The sequence below is a fragment of the Pseudarthrobacter xylosi genome (genome assembly GCF_055412765.1).
Window position 1 is genome coordinate 75,299 of the sequence record NZ_JBVAYT010000003.1, and the last position, 22,460, is coordinate 97,758.

Sequence of the window (22,460 nt, forward strand, 5' to 3'; positions counted from 1 at the left end):
TCAACGATGACGGAAGGCCAGGTGTTGAAGGGCATTCAGTTCGCCCACACCGGCGACGGCCCGCGCCCGCTGCTGCTGGACCTCTACCTGCCCGCGGCGCGGCACCCGGCCGTCCCGGAAGGACAGTTGCGCCCCGCCGTCGTGCATTTCCACGGTGGTGGCTGGCGCGTGGGTGAGCGGTCCTCGCTGGGGCCGGTTTGCGACGGCTTTGGCCTGAGCCCCTTCGAGGTCCTGGCCGACGCGGGATTTGTGGTTGCCTCCGCGGATTACCGGTTGAGTGCCGAGGCGCAATTCCCGGCCCAGCTGCAGGACGCCCAGGCTGCGGTGGCGTGGCTCAGGAGCCATGCGGGGGAGTATGGCGTTGACCCGGCGCGGATCTACGCCTGGGGCGACTCAGCTGGCGGGCACCTTGCCAGCCTTGTTGGGCTCACCGGTTTTGCCGGGGGAGCCGGCGAGCAGCACAGCCGGGTCGCCGCAGTGGCCGCATGGTATCCGCCCACGGACCTGAACCGCATGGGGGAGCAGGCGCTGCCCAACGCCGTCGCGCGGGCCAGCGATCCTGGCTCCCGCGAAGAGCTGCTGGTGGGCGCGGTCCTGGCCGCCGCACCCGAGAAGGCGGCGGCAGCCAGCCCCATCAGCTATGTGCGCCCCGGCGCCCCGCCCTTCCTGCTGATCCATGGGGCAGCGGACCGTTTTGTTCCCGCAGCCCAATCACAGTCCTTGGCCGCTGAACTGCGGAAGGCCGGCGCCGACGTCGAACTTCTCCTCATCGACGGTGCGGACCACATGTGGTCCCTTCCGGACGGCAGCCCTGCCGCGGCGGAGAAAGCCCTGGCCGCAACCGTCTCGTTCTTCCGCCGGCAGTCCCACCCCACCTAGATTCCCGCACCACCCGCTTCGGCATCACCCCATGGGTCTCCTTGCCGTGCCCACCACCGACAACCGCCTCCGGGCGAAGCTGAAAGGCCCCACATGCAGTACATAGGCATTAACCACGACGGCGGCACCTGGGTGGCAGCCCTGACCGGCACCAAGGTTTTCCCGGTGGCGTCCGTGACGGATTTCTGGGCCGATGCAGCCCGCTGGCAGGAGAAAACGCCGGCCCTCGTGGCAGACACCACGGCTGGCCGCGAGCGCTCGGAGGTCACCGAGGTGCCGCTGGTTCCGGCCTCGGCCCGCGTGATCTGCGTGGGGCTCAACTACAAGGCCCACGCAGCGGAAGGCAGCTACAAGGACCAGGACCTGCCCCCGTACCCCACTCTCTTCGGCCGCTGGACGGCGTCATTGTCCGTGGGCAACGTCCCGGTCCCTGTGCCCGGCGGCGAGGCCGGACTGGACTGGGAAGGCGAAGTGGCCGCCTACATCGGCAAGCGGGTGGAGTCCGCGGATGAGGCCACCGCAGAAGAGGCCGTGTTCGGCTATTCGACCTTCAACGACATCACCGCTCGCCGCGCCCAGAAGCTGACATCGCAGTGGACCCTTGGCAAGAACGGCGATTTCACCGGCCCCCTGGGACCCCTGGTCAGCCGCGACGAAGCAGGCGATCTCCGCGACGGGCTGCAGGTGCGCACCCGTGTCAACGGCACCGAAGTCCAGAACGGCAACACGCTGGACATGATCTTCTCCGTTCCCGCCATCATCTCGCTGATCAGCCAAACCTTCACGCTCCACCCCGGCGACGTGATCGCCACCGGCACGCCCGAGGGCGTGGGCTATGCCCGCACCCCGCAGTGGCTCCTGCAGGCCGGCGACACCGTGGAGGTCGAGATTGAGCGGCTGGGCACCCTGGTAACCCCCATCGGCGACCCCGGACTCAGGGCGAGGGCCTGATGACCGCCATCCACGATGCCCGGGTGGCGGACCTGCCGGACGAGATCCCGGTCTTCATCTCCGGAGGCGGCCCCAGCGGATTGTTCCTGGCGCTGGACCTGGCACAGCGGGGGATCCACAGCATCGTGATCGAGCCACGCACCTCCATCGACCAGGACCGGCCGCGTGCCAAGACCACCAACGCGCGCACCATGACCCACCTGCGGCGCCTCGGCCTGGCGGCGGCCCTGCGTGCCGCGTCCCCGCTGCCGGTGGATTTCGCGCAGGATGTGATCTTCTGCTCGTCGCTGACGGGCCGCGAAATCCGGCGTTTCCCCCACGCTTTCCAGCTCAAAACGGGCCGATACCTGCCGCAGCCCGAATGCGGGCAGCAGGTACCCCAACCCGTGCTCGAAACGGTGCTTCGTGAAGCCGTGAAGGCCTCCTCCCACGCGTCGCTCCTGACCGGATTGCGCGTGGAAGAGTTTGCGGTCGCCGGCGCTGCCGCCGGTGATGGCGGGGCCACCGGCCAGCGCGTCACCGTCACAGATTCCGACGGCGGCCGCCGCACGGTCCGGAGCACGTTCCTGGCGGGGGCCGACGGCGGTTCCTCCACCGTGCGCCGTGGCCTGGGGCTGCGGTTCGAGGGTGGCTCCGCGGCACTGTCCAACATCAGCATTCTCTTCCGGTCCAGCGACCTCGCCGGCACCATCACGCTGGATCCTGCCGTACAGTACTGGGTCCTCGGCCCTGGTGCCGCCGGCATGGTGGGCCGCATGGACCTGGACCGGACGTGGTGGGCCATCATCCAGGGCGTCGATGCCCAGGGCGCGGACAGTACCGAGGACCTCGATCCCGTGGGCCTGGTCCGTTCCCTGGTGGGGGCTGACGTCGAGGTGGACGTTATTGCCACCGATCCGTGGACTGCGCGCATGCTTCTGGCTCCCTCCTACGGACGCGACGGCGTGTTCCTGGTGGGCGACGCCGCGCACCAGAACCCGCCCTGGGGCGGACACGGCTTTAACACCTGCATCGGCGATGCAGCAAACCTCGCCTGGAAGATCGCCGCCATCCTTGGCGGGTGGGCCGGTCCGCAGTTGCTGGAAAGCTACGAACTGGAACGGCGCCCCGTGGCCGAGCGCACCATCAACGACGCCGCGGCCAACGGCAAGGCCCTGGCCTACCACTTCGCGGACCCCGCCTTGGAGGCAGTAGGAGCCGACGGCATCGCCGCCCGGGCCAGCGCCCACGAAGCCCTTGGCGTTAAGCAAAGCGAATTCGATTCCTTGGGACTGGTGCTCGGCTACAGCTACGCGGCGTCCCCGCTGGTAGTCCCGGACGGGTCTCCCGTGCCGGCGGAAGACCCCATCCGGTATACCCCCTCGGCCAGCCCCGGCGCGCTGCTTCCGCATGCGTGGCTCGACGATTCAGCGTCCATCTACGACGCACTGGGCGAAGGCTTCACCTTGTTCGTCGACGCCGGCGCGCTGGCAGGTGCCGCCGTCGAAAGCGCCTACGCGCCCGTGCTGGCGGCAGCAGCAGACCAGCGGATTCCGCTGACTGTTGTCGCCTTGGGGCCGGACTGGCAGGGTTTGCCGATCGCCGAACTGTGGGCTGCCGATGCCGTGCTGGTCCGCCCGGACCAACACGTGGCATGGCGCGGAAGTTCCGCCGACGCCGCCGCCCGAGCCCTCCGCATCGCCGCGGGATGGAGCCGGAGTGAACCTTTGGAGATACAGGAGAACGCTCATGTCAACGCCGTCATTTCGTGATTACCTCTACGCTCCGGACCACCCCCGCGTAGCCAAGCTCCGCGGCCTCGATGCACGGTCCTACGCGGAGTTGGCCAAGGAGGATTCCTTCGCCGGACCCATGATCGAGGGCTGGAAAAGGCTCTACCCGGAGCCTTTCGTCGGGGTGACCAGCGACGGTGCTGTCCGGGATGGCCTGTTCCCGCTGGCTTTCGCCCGCCCGGGCGAGGAGGCTCCGACACCGGGCATGGTGGCCGCGGCGGAGAAGCTCCTGGCCGCCGCGTCGGCGGAGCAGCTGGGCCGGCTGGGCTACGCCGCGGACGCCCACGAATGGCAGAGCTGGGCCAACCCGGAGTTTATGCAGCACGACACCGGCCTACGCCTGGACGAACTCGAACCCGCCGTCCGCGACGCCGCGCTGTCCGTGGTTGAAGCGAGCCTGAGCCCCGAGGGCTATGCACTGGCGCGGAACCTCATGCGGATCAACGGCTTCCTGGGCGACCTGGTGGACCTGCCGCTGCTGATGAACGAGTTCAGCTACAACTTTGCGCTGTTTGGCGAGCCGTCCGAAACCACGCCCTGGGGCTGGCAGCTCTTCGGCCACCACGTGGCCCTTAACTGCCTCGTGGCCGGTACCCAACTGGTGGTCTCTCCGGTGTTCCTGGGCGCCGAGCCGGACGTCGTCGACGCCGGTCCGCACCAGGATGTCCGGGTCTTCAAAGAACGCATCGAGTGGGCCCGCGAACTCATGACCTCGCTGCAGGACGGACTCCGCGCCGACGCGGTGGTGTTTGCGGACATGCAGGACCCCGCCATGCCCGAGGGACGGCTGCACCCCGGGGACGAACGGCACCTCGCCGGCTGCTTCCAGGACAACCGCGTGATTCCGTACGAAGGCATTCCGGCCAGCTCGATGGCGCCCGCGGCGCTGGAATGCCTGGACAGAATAGTGGACGACTCCATCGCGTATCTTCCGGCCGGCCCGCGTGCCGCCCGCCTGAGGGAAATCCGTGAGCATTACGCCGAAACCTGGTTCTCCTGGATCGGTGGCTGGCAGGGCGGGGACGCCTTCTACTTCCGCATCCAAAGCCCCGTGGTCATCCTGGAACTGGACCACCACACCGGGGTCTTCCTCAGCAACGACACACCGGCCCCATTCCACATCCACACGGTGGTCCGGACGCCCAACGGCAACGATTACGGCCGGGCACTGCTCAAGCAGGCCGGTCTCCGGCAGGACGCCTTAGGTACGGAAGGGCAGGACAGTTGACCACGGCGGAACTCGCCCCCGGGGCGGCAGTCACCGACGCTTTGACCAGCAAGGAGGAGCAACAGGCCGCGGGACAACTGTCCGCCGGTCCGCTGGAAGGCTTGCTCGTGGTGGACCTGAGCCGGGCACTCGCCGGGCCGCACGCCGGGATGATGCTGGGGGATCTGGGCGCCCGCGTGATCAAGGTCGAAGCACCGGGAACCGGAGACGACACCCGGGGCTGGGGTCCACCCTTTGTCGGTCCCGAGGATGATCCGCAGGCAACGTACTTCCTGTCCTGCAACCGGAACAAGGAATCCATCACCCTGGACCTGAAATCCCACGACGACCGCGTGGTGCTGCAGGAACTGCTGGCGAGGGCCGACGTCGTGATTGAGAATTTCCGCACCGGCGTAATGGACCGCCTGGGCTTCTCCACATCTGCCATGCAGGAGCTGAATCCGCGGCTGATCATCCTGTCCATCACGGGTTTCGGGCACGACGGGCCGGAAGGCGGGCGGGCCGGCTACGACCAGATCGTCCAGGGTGAGGCCGGGCTGATGTCCCTCACCGGCAACGGGCCGCACGATCCGCAGCGCGTCGGCGTGCCCATCGCGGACCTGCTCGCCGGCATGTACGGGGCCTATGGACTGCTCGCCGCACTCCTTGAACGTAGCCGGACCGGGCGGGGACAGGTGGTGCGCACCTCGCTCCTTGCCGCCGTCGTGGGTGTCCATGCCTTCCAGGGAACCCGGGTGAGCGTGGCCGGGGAAGTCCCCGAAGCCCAGGGAAACCATCACCCCTCCATTGCCCCCTACGGCTTGTTCCGCTGCCTCGATGGCGCTGTGCAGATCAGTGTAGGCAGCGAAGCGCTCTGGAAGAAGTTCTGCGGGGCCTTCGGGCTCGATGCGGAGGCCGCCGGGGTCGCAACGAACGCGGACCGCGTCCGTCACCGCAGCACCACCCTTGAGCTCGTGGAGCGGGTGTTCGCCGCTTACCCGGCTGCCGAATTGCTCGAGAAACTGCGGCTCGCGGGGATCCCCGCAGGCAAGGTCCGCTCCATGGACGAGGTCTACGCCTGGGACCAGGTGCACTCCCAAGGCCTGGCCGTTGACGTGGAGCACGAGGTGCTGGGCCGGATCACGCTGCCGGGTCCGCCGCTGCGCTTCTTTGCTGCCTCGGCCGACGGCGAGCGCGAAACCACCCTTGCCGGGCACAGTGCGCCGCCGCTGCTTAACAGGCACGGTGCCAGTATCCGGAGCTGGCTGGCCGCTGACCCTCCCGGCAAGCCATGAGCACCGACACGTCGCTGCTGGCCAGGAAGGCGGCCGCTATTTCTGCAGCCGACTTCATTGCCGCCATCGTGGATCCCGGCTCGTACGACTCGTGGGACACACCCCTGTCGTACGCAGGGCTCGACGCCGGCTATGCCGAGGCGCTCGCCGCCGCCCGGCAGCGCAGCGGGACGGACGAAGCCGTGCTGACTGGTGTTGGCTCGGTGGACGGCCGCCGGGTGGCGATCATCGCGGGCGAGTTTTCATTCCTGGCAGGTTCGATTGGCCTGGCCACGGCAGCGAGGATTACTGCGGCCTTGGAGCGTGCCCGTTGCCAAGGCCTGCCTGTTGTGGCCAGTCCCGCCTCGGGCGGCACCAGGATGCAGGAAGGGACACCAGCCTTCCTGGCGATGGCGCGCATTGCGGTCGCGGTTGAACGCCACAAGTCAGCCGGCAATCCCTACCTTGTTTACCTGCGGCACCCGACCACCGGCGGAGCCATGGCTTCGTGGGGCTCGCTGGGACACCTGACGTTCGCCCAACCTGGTGCCTTGCTGGGGTTCCTGGGGCCACGTGTGTACGAGGCCATGTACGGCAAGCCGTTTCCGCAAGGCGTGCAGGCCGCGGAGAATCTTGCGCTGCATGGATTGGTCGACGCCGTGGTGCCCTTGGCGGGACTACGCTCCGTGCTGCAGGGCGTCCTGCGGTATGTGCGCGGGGCCGCGCCGGGGTTCGGCTCCGGTGCTGGCATGCCGGATGACGTCGACGCGCTTCCAGCCGAGCCTCCCTTGACGGCCACGGCTGCTGACGCCTGGGATACCGTCCTTTGCTCCCGCTACGAGGACAGGCCCGGGCTCCTGGAGCTGTTGGCCTTCGCCGCGCATGACGTGCTGCCACTCGAGGGCGGTGTCTCGCCACACGAGGCTGGAACGGGTCGCCCGGGAGCAGGCAGCCCTTTGGTGGTGGCGCTTGCTTCCTTTGGCGACGTGCGCTGCCTCGTTGTGGGGCAGGACCGGCGCGCCCAGGCAGCCGGGTCCCTCATTGGTCCGGGGGAATTGAGGAGGGCCCGGCGGGGAATGCGGCTTGCCTCAGACCTGGGGCTGCCGCTCCTGACGGTCATCGACACGCCGGGCGCCGAACTGAGCGCGGATGCCGAGGAAGGCGGCCTTGCCCGCGAAATCGCCCGCTGCCTTGCCTTCCTCCCGCAGCTGCCCGTGCCCACCCTGTCCTTCATTCTTGGCGAAGGGACCGGGGGAGCCGCCATTGCGTTGCTCCCCGCCGACCGGATCATTTGCGCGCAGCACGCCTGGCTGGCGCCGTTGGCGCCGGAAGGCGCCAGCGCCATCCTGCACCGCGATACGTCCCGCGCGCCGGAACTTGCCCGCAGTCTCCGGATTACCGCGCGGGATCTTCAGGAGTGCAATGCGGTCAGCCACATCGTGGCCGAGCATCCGGATGCCGCTGTGGAACCGGCGGAGTTCTGCCGGCGCGCAGGGTTGGCGATCGAACGGAACTTCCTGGACCTGCTGGCCACGCGGCCCGGAACCTAGAAGTCAGGAAACCCAGAACGGCCCGGACCTCCCGCAAAGGAAGTCCGGGCCGTTCTGGTGTGCGCTAGAGGTCCAGGGCGGTCCGCCGCTGCGGGGGCGGACCCACCACGGTGAGGTCCATTTCCGCCTGCGCCCGGCCGAACCCTTCCATGTCCATGTACGGGGTGCCGCCTTCGGTGTACATGTGGTCCTCGGTGGGCTTGTTGAAGTACTCAAAGAACCCGTTGAAGACCGACGGCGTCAGGAAGCCCACCATCTGGGTGTTGTGGGAGTCGAACGCGAATGAGTGGATGGTGCCGGCTGGGGCGTGCAGGAAGTCGCCCTTGGTCAGCAGTACTTCGCGGCCGTTGGCGTACAGCCACATCCGGCCCTCCGTGCAGAGGAAGTTCTCAGTGTGCTCGGAGTGGAAGTGCAGCGGGATGTATGGCGACTTGGCGCCTTTGGTGTGCACCGCGAAGTAGTTTTCGCCTGTGTTCTGCGGCCGCGAGAGATAGGTGAACATGGTCTGGTAGCTGACCAGGCGCTCGCCTTCACCGGCACTGAGGAAGTACGGGCTCAGCGACGCCGGAATCCCGGCGTCCTGCTCCAGCGACGGCCGGACTCGTTCGACGTCGGGGAAGGAGATGCCGAATTCGGCGCCTACCTCCGCCTGTTCACGGGCGCTGCGTTTGTGGCCGGCGTGTACCGGCGGCACGTGTGAATCGATGGGCGTGCCCACGCGCTCGTAGTAGGACTCGGCGCCGCCCGGCGTCATCCAGTTCAGGAAGCGGGTGTAGTGGCTTGCCATCCGGTAGGCGTGGGGTGTTCCCGGCGGGATGACCACCGAGTCGCCCGGGGTCAGGATGCGGCTCTCACCGGGCAGCCAGACATGGAGGATGCCGTCGAACACGTAGAACGTCTTGTGCTCAACGGCATGCGTGACGAAGGGCGACTCGGCACCCATGCCGCCGGAGATGTAGGCGGCGCTGAAGATCCCGCCGGTGTCTGCCGCGCGGGCAATCACGGTGACCAATTGGCCGTTGATCTCGTAGCGGGCGCCTTCACCAGATGCCATGTAGTAGGGCACAGCCGCGCCGGGCAAGGCATTGGCCACCGGGAGCTGCTTGTTCATTTCCTCAACGCTGAGGGACATCGGGTCCTTCTTCCTGTACGTCGCCCTGACGGGAGTCCTGGAAAAAGCATCACCGATCCGTCGACGGAAGTATGCACGGATTTCATTGGTTGAAATTTTCAACGTCCACCGTGTCGCCCACCCTACGACGGCGCCGTTCCCTCGACACCGCCAATGCTTCGACATCGCCTCCGGCTGGCAGGCTCCCAGCAACTACCATTGAATGGAAGCACCGTCGTCGTCACAAAGGAGCCGCGCCGTGGCAAATTCAGCATCCGGTGATTCCGTGGTGGAGCGCGTGGTCCGGGTCATCGCCGCCTTCCCGGAGGGCGTCACCAGCCTGCAGCTGTCCGAACTCGCGGAACGGGCGGAGCTGCCCCTGAGCAGCGCCCACCGGCTGGTCCGGCAGCTCGCCGACCGCGGATTCCTGGACGTCGGTGCTGGCGGAACCGTCCGGTTGGGGATGCGGCTGTGGGAACTTGTCAACCGCAATGCACCTACATTGGCGCTCCGCCAGGCGGCCCTGCCGTTTATGGAGGACATCCAGCAGGTCCTGAACCAGAACGTGAATCTGGCCGTGCTGGATGGCTGGGAAGCTTTGTTTGTGGAACGCCTGTCCCGGCGCGGATCGGTGGCCAACCGGGCCCGCATCGCCGGCCGTATGCCGGTCCACATCTCCTCCGCCGGACTCGCGCTGATGGCGAACCAGCCGCGGGAACTGCAGGCCGCGTATCTCGGGCAGTTCAGCGATCCCGCCGGCAAGGTGAGCGCCGCCGTCGTCCGCCAACTACTTGCTGAAGCCGCCCAGCAGGGCTACGCGCAGCTCGCCGGCGTGGTGGACCCCGATACCTGGGGCATCGCGGTGCCGGTCATGGACAGCAAGCGCCGCACCGTGGCGGCACTTGGCGTCGTGGTCCCCCTGGCGGAGATGCGCCTTCAGGCCCTGGTGCCCGCCCTGCAGACGGCGGCGCGGGGGATCGGGCGCCAAATCGGTGCAATGCCGAACGATTGAAAGCGTCTTCCGTTCAACGGAATTCTTGTGACGCCGGTGGTTCGGCACGGGTGACACTGGTGGCAGAAGCCCCCGCCCCCGCAGCGCCAACGCCGCCGGGGCCCGCAACGAAGCGAGGAACACTATGACACGCAGCACCATCACCACGCAGGTGGCCATCCTGGGCGCTGGCCCTGCCGGCCTTATGCTCTCCCACCTGCTGGCCAAACAGGGCATCGAATCGATTGTGGTGGAGATCCGCAGCCGCCAGGAAATCCAGGAAACCGTCCGGGCAGGCATCCTGGAACATGGCACCGTGAACCTGCTGGTGGACTCCGGCGTCTCGGACCGTGTGCTGCGCGAAGGCGACCGCCATGACGGCATCGAGCTGCGCTTCAACGGCGAGAGCCACCGGATCGACTTTAAGGACCTTGTGGGCGAGTCCGTCTGGCTCTATCCGCAGACCGATGTATTCGCAGACCTCGCCGCGCGTCGGGAGTCCGACGGCGGCGACGTCCGCTACAGCGTCACGGAGACCACCGTTCAGGACCTCGAAGGCAAGCCGAAGATCTGGTTCGCCGACTCCGAGGGCCAGGAATTCGAGATCCAGGCGGACTTCCTGGTGGGCGCCGACGGTTCACGCAGCTACTGCCGCCGCCAGGTGCCGGAAGCCTCGCGGACCCAGTACTTCCACGAGTACCCGTTCGCCTGGTTCGGCATCCTGGCCGAGGCCCCGCGGAGCGCCGATGAGCTGATCTACGCCAACTCCGAGCACGGATTCGCCCTGATCAGCCAGCGCACCGAGAACGTCCAGCGGATGTACTTCCAGTGCGACTCCAAGGAAAACGTGGCCGAATGGGACGACGAGCGCATCTGGTCCGAATTCCGCAAGCGCGTCAACGGTAACGGCTTCGAACTCAAGGAAGGCCCGGTGCTGGAAAAGATGGTCCTGCCGTTCCGCAGCTTCGTCCACACGCCCATGCGCCACGGCAACCTCTTCCTGGCCGGCGACTCCGCCCACACTGTTCCGCCCACTGGTGCCAAGGGCCTCAACCTCGCCATCCACGACGTCAAGATTCTGTTCGAAGGCCTCGACTCGTTCTATTCCTCCGGTTCCACCGCGCTGCTCGATTCCTACAGCGACCGTGCCCTGGACCGCGTCTGGAAGGCCCAGCATTTCTCCTACTGGATGACCTCCATGCTGCATACCGTGCCCGGCGCCGACGACTTCGACCGCGCCCGCCAACTCGGCGAACTGCACTGCGTAGTCTCATCCCGGCACGGCCGCGCCTACCTCGCAGAGGCCTACACCGGCTGGCCCGGCGCACGCTGAGCCGCGCGGGCTGCTTCGTCGGGTCTCCTAGGGGATCTCCTTCTGCCTGGCCTGTGTCCCGGATGGTCTGCGTTGATGCTGGCGCAGTGCGAGCATCGGAAACAGGAGTACCGAGAGCATTCCTGCTCCGACGAGTGCGGAGGCGATTCCGCCTGTGATAAGCCCCTCGTCCCGGCCAATGCCGGTCACCGCCACGATAATCGGCAATCCTGTTGCACCAAAGAGGATGACGGACCGTTTGTCGGCGGCGCTGGAGCTGGGGGGAGCCGCGAGGAGCGACGGCAGGCCGCGGATGATGAGCAGGAGAAGCAGGAACAGGGGGACCAGCGAGAGAGTGGCCAGGCTGGACGTTAACGCGCGTAGGTCAAAGTCTATGCCGGTGTCGATGAAGAAGACCGGCACCAGGAATCCGAACGCGATGGCGTCGATTTTCGTCTCGATGACCTTCCGGTCCTGTTCGGGGGCGCGCGCGATGGCGACCTTCCAGAGGACTCCGGCGGCGAATGCACCCAGCAGCATGTCGAGTCCCAGTACCATGCTGAGCACCACAAGCACGGTGAGGATGAAGATGATGGACCGGACGGCGAACTGGCCGCTGGTGTGGAGGGTGCTGGTGACCTGGGAGTGGAGCAGTGAGTGCCGCGCCCGTGAGGCGAGATAAATTGCCAGGCCGGTCAGGAGGACAAACCCGAGAAGTACCGCTGTTGCCGGTCCCAACTGCCTGCCGCTAAAGAACAGCGAGATCGCGATGAGGGGCCCAAACTCGCCAACCGCACCGAGTGCGGTGACGGCGATGCCGAGCCTGGATTTCGATTCGCCGGCGTCGCGAAGAATCGGCAGCAGCGTGCCCAGAGCTGTGGAGCACAAGGCGACGCCGATGATCACGGCAGCTTCCGGTGTGGGGGCAAGGGCCAGGCCAGCGCCAATGCCTGCCGCCAATGAGATGACCCAGCCAGCAGCCGCACGGTTGGCGGGCCGGCCTCGGATCAGGGCGAAATCAATCTCGTTACCGGCAACGAAAAAGAGCATTGCCAGCCCGAAATCGGCGAGCGTATCCGTGAACTCGGCGGGTTGGATCCACCCCAGGAGGCTGGGGCCGAGCATGATACCGAGGACAATTTCGAAGACCACGATCGGCACCCTGACCACCCGGTCCAGGAAGCGTGCCGCAAGGGGCGCAGCGATCGCCAGCAAGGCGATCAGAACCAATGACGTGGACAAGCCCTGCATCAGCGGTACCTCCGGTACCTTGGCTGCTTCGAAGGAAAAGTAATCCAAAGCTACCGCCACTACTGGTGGTGGCGCCATGACAGCCAGCATCGCAAAAGGCTATGGAGCGCCGACCAGCCGAGGATGTGGTTGGACGTCAGGTTTCCGTGTTCCGGTGGGAGAACTTTCGGTGGAGTTTGTTCCTGGCACCGTGTTCCACAAGGGTCGGGATATAGGTCCGGATCCGGCCGGCATCCAGTGTTTCGTATTCCTCCGTGACGACCTGGACGACGAGGGGCCGGGGCGCGTCGGGATACCTTGCGGCGAGCAGCTCGGTGACTTTGGCGATGGTGTTGTGCTTTTCCGTATCTTCCATCCAACTAGTTTGCTGCGGAAGGCTTGTGGCGTCTATCACGTATGTTGGGACGCGAAAGCGCTCGCGCCCGGTCTGCGCCCTCCGCCCGGCCAGCCGCTCGCCGGGATCTCCCTTCACCGCATAACAGCGGCGACCGCGCTGATCTCGACCAGTGCGCCGGGCACGCCCAGCGCCGCGACACGCGCTCCGGTCACCAGTGCCGGCTCGTCGGACGCCAGTTCCGGTGCTATCGCTCCGTATGCCGCCGCGAGGTCCACTCCATCGACGAAGAGGACAGTCCACTGCACGACGTCGGCGAGGGTCGCGCCGGCCGCGGCGAGCGCGGACCGCACGTTCTCGAGGGCGCGGGCAGACTATACGGCCACGTCGCCCTCTCCAACGAGTGCCCCGTCCGCGTCGACGGCGTTCTGGCCGCCGACGTAGATGGTGGTGGCGCCGGGTGGCACGATGGCGACGTGGCTGAAGGCCGGGCTCGAAACGAGCCCCTGGGGGCGGATGCGCTGTATGGATGCCATGCCTGTATGGTCTCACCGACCGCCGGCGAGGGGGAGGCCTCTCCGATTCATGGAGGCCCTGATGTCAGGCGTTAGTGCGGGCGAGACAGCGGGCGACAGCCGAAACATGGCGTTGCCGGGGTCCGTTGGGTTACCTCGTGCTTCGGGCCGTGAAGCCATGTTGCCTTGCGCGTCGGCGCGTTTCGCCCTCGGTTGAATGGGGTCCGAACGGCTGGTTGGTTGGACCTATCGGCTTTGAGAGGAAAGAACATGACGGAACATTTTGATCTCACCCCCCAGCGACTGCGGCACGTCCTGGGCCACTTCGCGTCAGGGCTGACCGTGATCACCGCGGCGACCGATCAAGGACCTGCCGGCTTCACCTGCCAGTCCTTTGCTTCCCTTTCCCTGGACCCGGCTCTGGTCACCTTCAGCCCTGCCCGTACCTCCAGCACGTGGCCGCTGCTGCGGCAGGCCGGTCGCTTCACCGTGAACATCCTGCCTGCCGGGCACCAGCACCTTGCCGCCCAGTTTGCCCGTTCCGGTGCCGACAAGTTTGCCGGCGTCGACTACACCGCCTCGCCGCTGGGGAATCCGGTGCTGGACGAGGCCCTCGCCTGGGTGGACTGCGAGCTGCATGAGGAATACGACGGCGGCGACCACACCATCGTGGTGGGGGCGGTGCGCGCCCTCGGTGCCCGGGACGGCGCCGAGCCTCTTCTGTTCTTTAAGGGCGGGTACTTCGAAGGCGTGCCGTCCCGGTCCGGAGCATTGGAGAGCGTCGCATGACGGCGGTCCTGCGCAGGATCCACATGATCTACGGATACGAGCTATCCCAGCTTCGTCGCAGATGTACGGACGCACCAGGCAGGACATCCTCAACGGCGACCTGGAGTGTGCGGCCACTGCCATGGCCCACATCGCACAGGATGCCTGCCGTGCGCCGCTCACTGCACCAGTACCGCCGTTAACAGCACATATGCGAGAGTACGGCTGTGGAGATCCTCCGTCCCCGTACTCTGCTGTCAGGCGCCGATGCAGCCCGGCCGCAACCTCCGGATCAGTAGCATCGGGCCAGGACGAAGACGTCCACATAGGCAGCAAGGAGTATTGAATGACGAGAATGCTGATTATGGGACCGCCCGGCTCGGGCAAGGGGACGCAGGCGGAACGGATATCGGAACGCCTCGGCGTTGTAGCCATTTCCACCGGTGATATCTTCCGCGCCAACGTCAAGGGCGGAACGCCGCTGGGTGTAGAGGCCCGGAAGTATATGGATAACGGAGACTTCGTGCCGGACAGCGTCACGAATGAGATGGTGCGGAACCGGCTCTGCCAGGACGATGCCAAAGAGGGATTTCTGCTGGACGGCTACCCTCGCACGGTAGCGCAGGTGGACTACCTCGACGGAATCCTCGCTGCCGGTGAACAGAAACTCGACGTGGTCCTGCAGCTGACCGCGGACGACGAGGAACTTGTCTCGCGCCTTTTGGGCCGGGCCAGGGAAACGGGCCGGAGCGACGACAACGAGAGCGTTATCCGTCACCGGCTGGACCTGTACCACCAGCAGACGGAGGCGGTAGTGGCCAGGTATGCCGGCCGCGGGATCCTCACCGAGGTGGACGGGATGGGCGGGATCGAGGACGTCACGGACAGCGTTATGGGCAGCATCGACGGCGTGCTGAGCGCGCCCGCCCGCGGCCTCTAAAGGGCTCCCGGGCGGGAAGAACGACGGCGGTTCCTCCCGCCGTCGTTCTTCCCGCCAGCAGCGCATTTCCTGAGTCAACGCCCGTCCTTGAAAGTCTTGTCGCTCCAGGGCTAGCATTGCCGGCACGGGCACCGATGGGGCCCCTGTCCAGCATGGTTTCGAGTCGGGACTCTGGGCTTGGACATGGCATCAAATCGAGGAGACGGCCATGGGCGAGGCAACTTCGGACGCAACATCAGCGCACCTGATGGTCGACCTGATCAGTTCCTTGGACGGGTACGCATCGGCCGAGGGATGGCCTGGCTGGTGGGGACTGGATGGGCCGGAATACCTGGCGTGGCTGGGGCAGGAAGGGGAGAAGGACTACACCTTCCTGATGGGGGCGAACACCTACCGGCTGATGTCCGGCATGTCAGAGGAGGCCGCGGCCGAGGACTCGGGATTCACCGAGGATGAGGGGGCCAGCCTGACCGGCCTTGCCGCCGTTCCCAAGGTCATCTTCTCCTCCACCCTGCAGGCGCCCCTGACCTGGCCGAACTCGGAGCTGGTCACCGGCGACGCCGTCCAGGCCGTGGCGGAGCTGAAACGGACCAGGTCCGGGACCCTTAGCACCCTGGGCAGCCTCAGCCTCGCCCGGTCGCTGCTGACCGCCGGTCTCGTGGACAGGTTCCGGTTGGTTGTCTTTCCAGTGATCACGGGCAGCACCGGGCGGGAGCGGATCTACGACGGCTATCCGGACGTCTCGCTCGAGATGGTGAACAGCAGGACCTTCGACGGCCGGCTCCAGCTGCTCGAGTACATCCCCACCGTACTCAGCGGTCCGCCGGGAAGCGGCCCGGCCTGAGGACAACGGCGGGTTTCCGGCGATGATCTCGGTGGGAGATCAGCCTTCCTATCGCCTGGCTGTTCACCTAAGAATGCCCGCAAGCCCTCAAATACTGCTCCCCAATGATGGGCTGGAAGTCCGGTTCCGGCGCCGCGGCAAGCGACACCGGCCACTCCGGACGGGCCCCGGTGAGTGCCCATGCGGCCTGTACAGCGGCGCCGCGGGCCACGTACTCGCCGGGGCTTGGCACCACCACCGGCAGGTCAAACACCTGTGATGCAATCTTCTGCACCGCCGGGTTCTGTACGGCCCCGCCGATCAACAGCAGCCGACGCGCCGGATAGCCCAAGTCCTGCAATGCCGCCAAGCCACCGGACAATCCGCACAGCATCCCTTCGATGGCCGCGCGGGCAATATTGCTCCGCGTGGTGGACTCAATGCTGAGACCGTGCAGGCGGGCCTTGGCGTGCGGCAGGTTGGGCGTGCGTTCGCCCTCAAAGTACGGCACCAATACCACACCGCCTGCCCCGGGCTCAGCTTCCAGCGCCAGCCTGGAGAGCTCATCAAATCCGACATCAAGCAGCGCGGCAATGGAGCTCAGCACCCTGGCGGCGTTCAGCGTGACGGCGATGGGCAGATAGTCGCCGCCCGCGTCCGCAAAGCCGGCGACTGTTCCGCTTGGATCATGGCCCGCTTCGGATGCAACGGCGAAGACTGTTCCGCTGGTGCCGACGGAGACCACCACATCGCCCGGCCTGGCTCCGAGACCCAATGCAGCGGCTGCGTTATCGCCGGCGCCAACGCCGAGCAGGATTTCCGCCCGCCCGCCACCAGAACCTGCGCCACCGGCATCTGCGACAGCATCGGTACCGGAGTCGGCACCAGTGTCTGCGCCGACGTTGGACCAGGCAAAGCAGCGTGGATGAATACGGCCGGCGGATTCCCCGGCAGCCAGGACACGCGGCAGGATGACCGAGCCACCTTCAGTGGCGGCATCCGAAGCGGGTGCGGCTCCCGCCGATTCCTGTAGGCAGGCTTCGCGTGCATCCCTGCCGAAGGCCAGCCGGAACAGGTCCAGGTCATAGCTGCCGGACGCGGGGTCCCAGTAGCCGGTCCCGCTGGCATCCGATCGGTCTGTGGTGAGCGCGTCCAGATCCGGGCCCAGAGGGCTGGCCCCGGCCGGACCGTACCCGCGCAGACGCCAGGTGAGCCAGTCGTGGGGGAGGGCGACGGCGGCCACCCTGGCCACACTTTCGGGCTCGTTGTCCCTGACCCAGCGGACCTTGGTGACCGTGAAGGAGGCCACCGGTACCAGCCCGGTCCGCAGCGCGAACTCGCCGGCCCCTACCTCGCCGATCAGTGCGGCGGCAGCTTCCGCAGAGCGGGTGTCGTTCCACAGGAGCGCGGGCCGCACCACGTTGCCGTCGTGGTCCAGCAGCACCATGCCATGCTGCTGGCCCGCGACGGACAGTGCGGCCACGTCTGCCAGCCCGCCCGCGTCGTCGATGGCCTCGGATAGCGCCCGCCACCAATGGTCCGGATGGACTTCCGTCCCGTCCGGGTGGCCCGCCCGGCCTTCGCGGACCAGGGCACCGCTTTGGGCGTCCAGGACCGCAATCTTGCAACTTTGGGTAGAGGAGTCAACCCCGGCAACAAGGTTCAAGGAAGCAGCCGCCACAGTATCAGCGCGCGCCGAGAAGGTGCTCGATGAAGAGCTGCTGCAGCTTCACGAATCCGAAGCCCTTGCCACCAAAGTAGGCGTCGGCGTCGAAATCCTCGTAAGCGGACTTGTCCGCACGCAGCTGCTCGTAGCCTTCACCCGGGTTAAGAGTGGGCTCGTTGATTTGGGCAACGCGGGAAGCAACCAGTGCTTCCTGCACCTCGGGGTCGGCACGGAAGGCCTTAGCGCGTTCCTTCAGTAGCAGGTAGGTCTGCATGTTGGCTGCGGCGGAGTCCCACACGCCGTCGATGTCCTCGGTGCGGCTGGGCTTGTAGTCGAAGTGGCGCGGCCCGTCATATGCCCGGCCGCCGTCGGGGCCGCCGTTTTCGAGCAGGTCCACCAGGGAGAACGCGTTCTGCAGGTCGCCGTGGCCGAACACCAGATCCTGGTCGAACTTGATGCTGCGCTGGCCGTTGAGGTCGATGTGGAACAGCTTGCCCTGGTACAAGGCCTGGGCGATGCCGTGGGTGAAGTTCAGCCCGGCCATCTGCTCGTGGCCGGTCTCAGGGTTGACGCCCACAAGGTCCGGACGTTCCAGGGTTTCGATGAACGCGAGGGCGTGGCCCAGAGTGGGCAGCAGGATGTCTCCGCGGGGTTCGTTCGGCTTCGGTTCGATGGCGAAGCGGATGTTGTAGCCCTTGGCCGTGACGTAGTCGCCCAGCAGATTCACGGCCTCGCGGTAACGCTCCAGGGCGCCGCGGATGTCCTTGGCGGCGTCATACTCACTGCCCTCACGTCCGCCCCACATCACGAACGTTTCGGCGCCAATTTCAGCGGCGAGGTCGATGTTGTCCAGCACCTTGCGCAAGGCGAACCGGCGGACGCCGCGGTCGTTGCTGGTGAAGCCGCCGTCCTTGAAAACCGGGTGGCTGAACAGGTTGGTGGTGACCATGGGAACGATCATCCCCGTTGACTTGAGTGCACCTGTCAGACGGTCGATCTCACGCTGGCGATCGGCTGCCGAGCAGCCGAAGGGGAAGAGATCATTGTCGTGGAAAGTGATGCCATAGGCGCCCAGGTCGCTCAGCTTGTTGACGGCTTCGACCGTGTCCAGGGGCGGGCGGGTGGCGGAACCGAACTGGTCCTGGGCCTCCCAGCCCACCGTCCAGAGGCCGAACGAAAATTTGTCTTCTCGGGTGGGCTGAATCGTCATTGAATGCTCCGTTAGTAGGTATGAAAAGGAGTGCATGCGCGTTGTTTAGCGGGCTGCAGGCGTTTTGTTCTGCACACAAACATATTATGAATCTCCGTGATGTCAACCTCTTTGGCGCTTGTATCCCGCGTGAGTTTCCAAATCTCTCTCCTACGAAACGTCTGGTTTTATACACCTACAGCTGTTATGTTGTGCAGAACATCAAACTTCACGACCAAACGCCATGGAGGACGCAGACCGTGACTGAACAGCGGGTGCAGGAACGGAATTGGGCCGGAAACCTCGGCTACCAGGCGGAACGGATCGCGCACCCGCTCAGCGTGGACGAGCTGCAGGAACTGGTGGCCGGAGCCCGGACCATCCGCGCCCTGGGATCCCGCCATTCGTTCAATGACATCGCCGACACCGCCGGCACGCTGACTGCCCTGGACCTGCTGGATCCGGCCATCACCGTCGATGCCCGGAACATGACCGTCACTGTCAGCGGAGGCACGCGGTACGGCACGCTCGCCGCGGATCTGCAGCGGCAAGGCTTCGCTCTGCACAATCTCGCCTCGCTGCCCCATATCTCGGTGGCCGGCGCGGTTGCCACCGCCACCCACGGCTCCGGTGACGGCAACGGGAATCTGGCCACCGCCGTCGCCGGTTTGGAGCTGGTAACAGCCGACGGCGGCATCCTCACCGCCCGGCGCGGCGCGACTGCGGACTTTGACGGCATGGTGGTGGGACTTGGCGCATTGGGAATCGTCAGCAGCGTGACACTGGATATTGAGCCGGCTTTCCAGGTTGCCCAGCACGTTTTTGAGGACCTGGACTGGGAGCAGGTATTGGAGAACTTCGACGACGTCACTTCTTCCGCGTACAGCGTCAGCCTTTTCACCGACTGGAGCGGCAGCACCCTGGGGCAGGCCTGGCTGAAGAGCCGGGTAGCGGATCCGGGCGTAGATGCCGGCCGGCAGGACTTCTTCGGCGGCACCCCCGCCTTGTCGTCCCGGCATCCGCTGCCGGGCGTCTCCGGGAACAACTGCACGGAACAACTCGGAGTGCCGGGGCCCTGGTCGGACCGCCTTGCCCACTTCAGGATGGAATTCACGCCCAGCAAAGGCGACGAACTCCAGTCCGAATACCTGGTACCCAGGGAACACGCTGCGGATGCCATCCGCGCGCTACGTAAACTCTCCGGGGTCCTGACCCCCTTGCTTCTGGTCTCCGAGATCCGCACGATCGCGGCCGATACGTTGTGGCTAAGCCCCAACTATGGCCGCGACGGCATCGGCCTGCACTTCACCTGGCGGCCGGACCAGCCGGCAGTCGAGGCGGTACTGCCACTGCTTGAGGCGGAGTTGGCCCCCTTCGCTGCAAGGCCACACTGGGGCAAATTGTTCGACGGCGGTGCTGCCGCCGTCGGACCCCTGTACCCCCGCATTGATGACTTCCGGGCCCTGGCCGGCCGGCTGGATCCTGCCGGAAAGTTCCGCAACAGGTTCCTGGACTACACCGTCTTCGGCTCCTGATATTGTCACGGATGATGTCCACAGCAGCCCGCCTCCCCGCAACGGCCAGCGATCCTGATCCGTCGCGGCGGAACAACCTTGCCCTGATCGCAACTTTGGTGCACCACCATGGTGTGCTCAGCCGCGCTGAGCTGACCAGGCGGACGGGGCTGAACAGGTCCACCGTGGGGACTTTGGTGGGCCAGTTGGTGGCACTCGGACTTGTCTTTGAAGCGGCGCCCTCGGGCGAGGCCCAGGTGGGCCGTCCCAGCCCGGACGTCCGGCCTGATCCGTCTACGGCGGCATTGGCGGTGAACCCGGAGGTGGACGCTGTCACCATCGGACTGGTGAGCCTGGGCGGGAAGGTCCAGAAGAAAATCCGCTTCGCCACGGAGCGGATCCCCACGGCCAAGGAAGCAGTTAACATCGCCGCTGCTGTCATTGCAGGGATGCGTTCGGAACTGGACGCTTCCTATCGAATCGTCGGCGTAGGCATGGCCGTACCCGGCTTGGTCAACCGTGCGGACGGAGTGGTTCGCCACGCCCCTCATTTGGGTTGGCGCGACGAACCGGTGGCGCGGATGATGGGCGAGGCCACCGGCTACCCGTGCCTGGCGGACAACGATGCATCGCTGGGCGCGGAGGCCGAGCTTATTTTCGGGGCCGGCGCCGGCCGCGGCAACCTGATCTACCTCAACGGCGGCGCCAGCGGCATCGGCGGCGGCGTCATTGCCGATGGGGCGTTGCTGCGCGGGTCCGCCGGATATGCCGGGGAACTGGGGCACACCTTTGTGCGCACCGCCGGCCAGATCTGCCATTGCGGTGCCTCCGGCTGCCTCGAAACCGAGGTGTCCCAGTCCCGGCTCTTTGACCTGGCAGGGCTCCGCGGCGGCGACGCCAGCCAGCTCGAAACGGCTCTGCGCGCAACGGACAGTGCGGAGCTGGCAGGCGAGGTGGCCCGCCAACTGAGCTATCTGGGCATCACCCTGCGTAACGCCGTCAACACGTTCAACCCGGACGCTGTTGTCCTCGATGGGTTCCTGGGCATTCTGCACGCACTGTCCCCTGACACGCTGGACGGCCTGATCCGGACCCAGGCCCTGGACGAGGCAGCGGGCATGGCAAAGATCTACCGTGCCGCGCTGGGCTCCGACCTCATGATGATCGGGGCTGCGGAACTGGCCTTTACCCGATTACTTGCGGATCCGGCAGGGATCAGCGCCCTGCCCGCACGCTCCGCGAAGGAGCTCTGAGCGTGCCTGATGACAGTACCTCCCCTCGGTGCAGCGTCCCCCGGGCTGTGCTGACAGAGCTGCTTTCGGTATCGATCGCGGCCATAGAATGTTGGACACCACCTTGTCTTCCACCGAAGGGTCCCCCGCATGGGCAACACCATTGACCGACGCCTCCCACGCCTGGAAGACGTGGCAGCGCGGGCCAAGGTGTCCCACCAGACGGTCTCGCGTGTCATCAACAACCACCCCAATGTCAGCAGCGCCACCAGGGAAAAGGTGGAGGCGGCCATTGCAGAACTCGGCTACCGGCGCAATACCGCTGCCAGGAGCCTGGTCACCCGGCGGTCGCAAACCATAGGTGTTCTCGCGGCCGAAATGGGGCAGTATGGCCCGGCCAACACACTCCTCGGAGTCCAGCAGGCCGCCCGGGAGGCTGGATACTTTGTGAGTATCGAGGCCATCAAGGAGGCTGGAGCGGGGGCCATCTCGGACGCCGTCCGCCACCTCACGGACCAGGGCGCGGACGGGATAATCGTCATCGTGCCCCACGAAGGTACCGTTCAGGCGCTGAAGGGTTTGACCCTGGACGTTCCCGTGATCCTTGTGGGTGCGCCGGGTGGGGGGCTCTTCAGCGGAGCGTTGGTGGACCAGAAGCTTGGCGCGCGCCTGGCAGTCTCGCACCTGATCGACCTGGGCCACCGCCGGATCGGCCATGTTTCCGGTCCCCAGGACTGGGTGGACGGCAGGTCACGTGCCGAGGGTTGGGGCGAGCGGCTCCGCGAAGCCGGCCTGCCTGATGACCTTGTGGTCGAAGGCGACTGGAGCGCCGGCAGCGGGTACCGGATCGGCCGGCAGCTTGCCGCTGAGCGCACGGTGACGGCCCTGTTTGTGGGCAACGACCAGATGGCCCTGGGCTTGCTGCGCGCGTTCAACGAAGCGGGGGTCCGCGTGCCCGACGACGTCTCCGTGGTGGGTTTCGACGACCAGCCAGAGTCGGGCTACTTCACGCCGCCGCTGACCACCGTCCGCCAGGACTTCGAGGAACTCGGCCGGCGCTGTATGAACGTCATGCTGGGCGCCCTTGAGGGCGGCGCCGGGGCGGGCACCATCGTGGTGGAGCCGGTGCTCGTGGTCCGCAGCAGCACGTCCGCTCCTTCCTGATCCTTTCCTGGCCTTCC

Annotated in this window: 19 protein-coding genes and 1 pseudogene; 14 read left to right on the top strand and 6 right to left on the bottom strand. The window is 66.4% G+C overall.

The features are described 5' to 3' along the window. Positions 1-6 precede the first annotated feature (6 nt). The 6 genes from ACZY1F_RS07920 to ACZY1F_RS07945 all read left to right on the top strand — a co-directional run bounded on the left by ACZY1F_RS07920 (position 7) and on the right by ACZY1F_RS07945 (position 7,633). Positions 7-879, top strand: a complete 873-nt coding sequence (locus ACZY1F_RS07920) for an alpha/beta hydrolase fold domain-containing protein (RefSeq protein WP_463941216.1) — start codon at positions 7-9, stop codon at positions 877-879. A 93-nt stretch (positions 880-972) separates the two neighbouring features. Then, entirely contained in the window at positions 973-1,830 is an 858-nt protein-coding gene (locus ACZY1F_RS07925) for a fumarylacetoacetate hydrolase family protein (RefSeq protein ID WP_463941217.1), read from the top strand. Further along, on the top strand, positions 1,830-3,581 hold the full coding sequence (locus ACZY1F_RS07930; RefSeq protein ID WP_463941218.1) for an FAD-dependent monooxygenase: 1,752 nt from the start codon (positions 1,830-1,832) through the stop codon (positions 3,579-3,581). The genes ACZY1F_RS07925 and ACZY1F_RS07930 overlap by 1 nt, the downstream gene beginning before the upstream one ends. Beyond that, on the top strand, positions 3,559-4,830 hold the full coding sequence (locus ACZY1F_RS07935; protein ID WP_463941219.1) for a DUF3500 domain-containing protein: 1,272 nt from the start codon (positions 3,559-3,561) through the stop codon (positions 4,828-4,830). The genes ACZY1F_RS07930 and ACZY1F_RS07935 overlap by 23 nt, the downstream gene beginning before the upstream one ends. Positions 4,831-4,871: 41 nt before the next feature. Then, positions 4,872-6,104 carry a CaiB/BaiF CoA transferase family protein gene (locus ACZY1F_RS07940; RefSeq protein WP_463941555.1) on the top strand — a complete coding sequence of 411 codons (1,233 nt, stop codon included), beginning with the start codon at positions 4,872-4,874 and terminating at the stop codon, positions 6,102-6,104. Beyond that, positions 6,101-7,633: a carboxyl transferase domain-containing protein gene (locus ACZY1F_RS07945; protein WP_463941220.1), complete on the top strand. Its 1,533-nt coding sequence runs from the start codon at positions 6,101-6,103 to the stop codon at positions 7,631-7,633. The genes ACZY1F_RS07940 and ACZY1F_RS07945 overlap by 4 nt, the downstream gene beginning before the upstream one ends. Before the next feature lie 64 nt (positions 7,634-7,697). On the opposite strand, the gene ACZY1F_RS07950 is transcribed toward ACZY1F_RS07945, so the two are convergent. Continuing rightward, entirely contained in the window at positions 7,698-8,765 is a 1,068-nt protein-coding gene (locus ACZY1F_RS07950; RefSeq protein ID WP_463941221.1) for a quercetin 2,3-dioxygenase, read from the bottom strand. A gap of 238 nt (positions 8,766-9,003) precedes the next feature. Between ACZY1F_RS07950 and ACZY1F_RS07955 the strand changes: the two genes are divergently transcribed. Both ACZY1F_RS07955 and ACZY1F_RS07960 read left to right on the top strand, forming a co-directional pair. After that, positions 9,004-9,756, top strand: coding sequence for an IclR family transcriptional regulator (locus ACZY1F_RS07955; protein ID WP_463941222.1), 753 nt, complete (start codon positions 9,004-9,006; stop codon positions 9,754-9,756). 124 nt (positions 9,757-9,880) lie between these two features. Continuing rightward, positions 9,881-11,068 carry a 4-hydroxybenzoate 3-monooxygenase gene (locus tag ACZY1F_RS07960; protein WP_463941223.1) on the top strand — a complete coding sequence of 396 codons (1,188 nt, stop codon included), beginning with the start codon at positions 9,881-9,883 and terminating at the stop codon, positions 11,066-11,068. 27 nt (positions 11,069-11,095) lie between these two features. Here the strand turns inward: ACZY1F_RS07960 and ACZY1F_RS07965 are convergent, their stop codons facing one another. The 3 genes and pseudogenes from ACZY1F_RS07965 to ACZY1F_RS07975 all read right to left on the bottom strand — a co-directional run bounded on the left by ACZY1F_RS07965 (position 11,096) and on the right by ACZY1F_RS07975 (position 13,168). Beyond that, positions 11,096-12,388 (bottom strand): cation:proton antiporter, encoded by a 1,293-nt coding sequence (locus ACZY1F_RS07965; RefSeq protein ID WP_463941224.1) that lies wholly within the window; start codon positions 12,386-12,388, stop codon positions 11,096-11,098. A gap of 46 nt (positions 12,389-12,434) precedes the next feature. Further along, positions 12,435-12,653: a three-helix bundle dimerization domain-containing protein gene (locus ACZY1F_RS07970; protein ID WP_463941225.1), complete on the bottom strand. Its 219-nt coding sequence runs from the start codon at positions 12,651-12,653 to the stop codon at positions 12,435-12,437. Positions 12,654-12,766: 113 nt separating this feature from the next. After that, positions 12,767-13,168 (bottom strand): annotated as a pseudogene (locus tag ACZY1F_RS07975) (RidA family protein). Positions 13,169-13,417: 249 nt separating this feature from the next. On the opposite strand from ACZY1F_RS07975, the gene ACZY1F_RS07980 reads away from it, so the two are divergent. The 3 genes from ACZY1F_RS07980 (at position 13,418) to ACZY1F_RS07990 (ending at position 15,699) form a co-directional block, all read left to right on the top strand. After that, the gene (locus ACZY1F_RS07980; RefSeq protein WP_463941226.1) at positions 13,418-13,936 is read left to right on the top strand and encodes a flavin reductase family protein; all 519 of its coding nucleotides are present in this window, start codon (positions 13,418-13,420) and stop codon (positions 13,934-13,936) included. A 334-nt stretch (positions 13,937-14,270) separates the two neighbouring features. Beyond that, positions 14,271-14,855 (top strand): adenylate kinase, encoded by a 585-nt coding sequence (locus ACZY1F_RS07985; RefSeq protein WP_463941556.1) that lies wholly within the window; start codon positions 14,271-14,273, stop codon positions 14,853-14,855. Between the two features lie 208 nt (positions 14,856-15,063). Further along, on the top strand, positions 15,064-15,699 hold the full coding sequence (locus tag ACZY1F_RS07990) for a dihydrofolate reductase family protein (protein WP_463941227.1): 636 nt from the start codon (positions 15,064-15,066) through the stop codon (positions 15,697-15,699). Positions 15,700-15,766: 67 nt separating this feature from the next. On the opposite strand, the gene ACZY1F_RS07995 is transcribed toward ACZY1F_RS07990, so the two are convergent. Further along, complete coding sequence (locus tag ACZY1F_RS07995; protein WP_463941228.1) at positions 15,767-17,344, bottom strand: xylulokinase; 1,578 nt, start codon at positions 17,342-17,344, stop codon at positions 15,767-15,769. 19 nt (positions 17,345-17,363) lie between these two features. Next, a complete protein-coding gene (gene xylA / locus ACZY1F_RS08000) occupies positions 17,364-18,554 on the bottom strand; it encodes a xylose isomerase (RefSeq protein ID WP_463941229.1) in 1,191 nt (396 codons plus the stop codon). Positions 18,555-18,793: 239 nt separating this feature from the next. On the opposite strand from xylA, the gene ACZY1F_RS08005 reads away from it, so the two are divergent. The 3 genes from ACZY1F_RS08005 (at position 18,794) to ACZY1F_RS08015 (ending at position 22,443) form a co-directional block, all read left to right on the top strand. Then, positions 18,794-20,068 (top strand): FAD-binding protein, encoded by a 1,275-nt coding sequence (locus tag ACZY1F_RS08005; protein ID WP_463941230.1) that lies wholly within the window; start codon positions 18,794-18,796, stop codon positions 20,066-20,068. An 11-nt stretch (positions 20,069-20,079) separates the two neighbouring features. After that, complete coding sequence (locus ACZY1F_RS08010; RefSeq protein ID WP_463941231.1) at positions 20,080-21,300, top strand: ROK family transcriptional regulator; 1,221 nt, start codon at positions 20,080-20,082, stop codon at positions 21,298-21,300. Between the two features lie 129 nt (positions 21,301-21,429). After that, positions 21,430-22,443 (top strand): LacI family DNA-binding transcriptional regulator, encoded by a 1,014-nt coding sequence (locus ACZY1F_RS08015; RefSeq protein WP_463941232.1) that lies wholly within the window; start codon positions 21,430-21,432, stop codon positions 22,441-22,443. The last annotated feature ends 17 nt before the right edge of the window (positions 22,444-22,460 follow it).

Excerpts from the sequence above, each read along its gene's own strand:
- ACZY1F_RS07920 (WP_463941216.1), top strand. The coding sequence starts at position 7 with ATGACGGAAGGCCAGGTGTTGAAGGGCATTCAGTTCGCCCACACCGGC.
- ACZY1F_RS07925 (WP_463941217.1), top strand. The coding sequence starts at position 973 with ATGCAGTACATAGGCATTAACCACGACGGCGGCACCTGGGTGGCAGCC.
- ACZY1F_RS07930 (WP_463941218.1), top strand. The coding sequence starts at position 1,830 with ATGACCGCCATCCACGATGCCCGGGTGGCGGACCTGCCGGACGAGATC.
- ACZY1F_RS07935 (WP_463941219.1), top strand. The coding sequence starts at position 3,559 with ATGTCAACGCCGTCATTTCGTGATTACCTCTACGCTCCGGACCACCCC.
- ACZY1F_RS07945 (WP_463941220.1), top strand. The coding sequence starts at position 6,101 with ATGAGCACCGACACGTCGCTGCTGGCCAGGAAGGCGGCCGCTATTTCT.
- ACZY1F_RS07950 (WP_463941221.1), bottom strand. The coding sequence starts at position 8,765 with ATGTCCCTCAGCGTTGAGGAAATGAACAAGCAGCTCCCGGTGGCCAAT.
- ACZY1F_RS07960 (WP_463941223.1), top strand. The coding sequence starts at position 9,881 with ATGACACGCAGCACCATCACCACGCAGGTGGCCATCCTGGGCGCTGGC.
- ACZY1F_RS07965 (WP_463941224.1), bottom strand. The coding sequence starts at position 12,388 with ATGCTGGCTGTCATGGCGCCACCACCAGTAGTGGCGGTAGCTTTGGAT.
- ACZY1F_RS07970 (WP_463941225.1), bottom strand. The coding sequence starts at position 12,653 with ATGGAAGATACGGAAAAGCACAACACCATCGCCAAAGTCACCGAGCTG.
- ACZY1F_RS07980 (WP_463941226.1), top strand. The coding sequence starts at position 13,418 with ATGACGGAACATTTTGATCTCACCCCCCAGCGACTGCGGCACGTCCTG.
- ACZY1F_RS07985 (WP_463941556.1), top strand. The coding sequence starts at position 14,271 with ATGCTGATTATGGGACCGCCCGGCTCGGGCAAGGGGACGCAGGCGGAA.
- ACZY1F_RS07990 (WP_463941227.1), top strand. The coding sequence starts at position 15,064 with ATGGGCGAGGCAACTTCGGACGCAACATCAGCGCACCTGATGGTCGAC.
- xylA (WP_463941229.1), bottom strand. The coding sequence starts at position 18,554 with ATGACGATTCAGCCCACCCGAGAAGACAAATTTTCGTTCGGCCTCTGG.
- ACZY1F_RS08010 (WP_463941231.1), top strand. The coding sequence starts at position 20,080 with ATGATGTCCACAGCAGCCCGCCTCCCCGCAACGGCCAGCGATCCTGAT.
- ACZY1F_RS08015 (WP_463941232.1), top strand. The coding sequence starts at position 21,430 with ATGGGCAACACCATTGACCGACGCCTCCCACGCCTGGAAGACGTGGCA.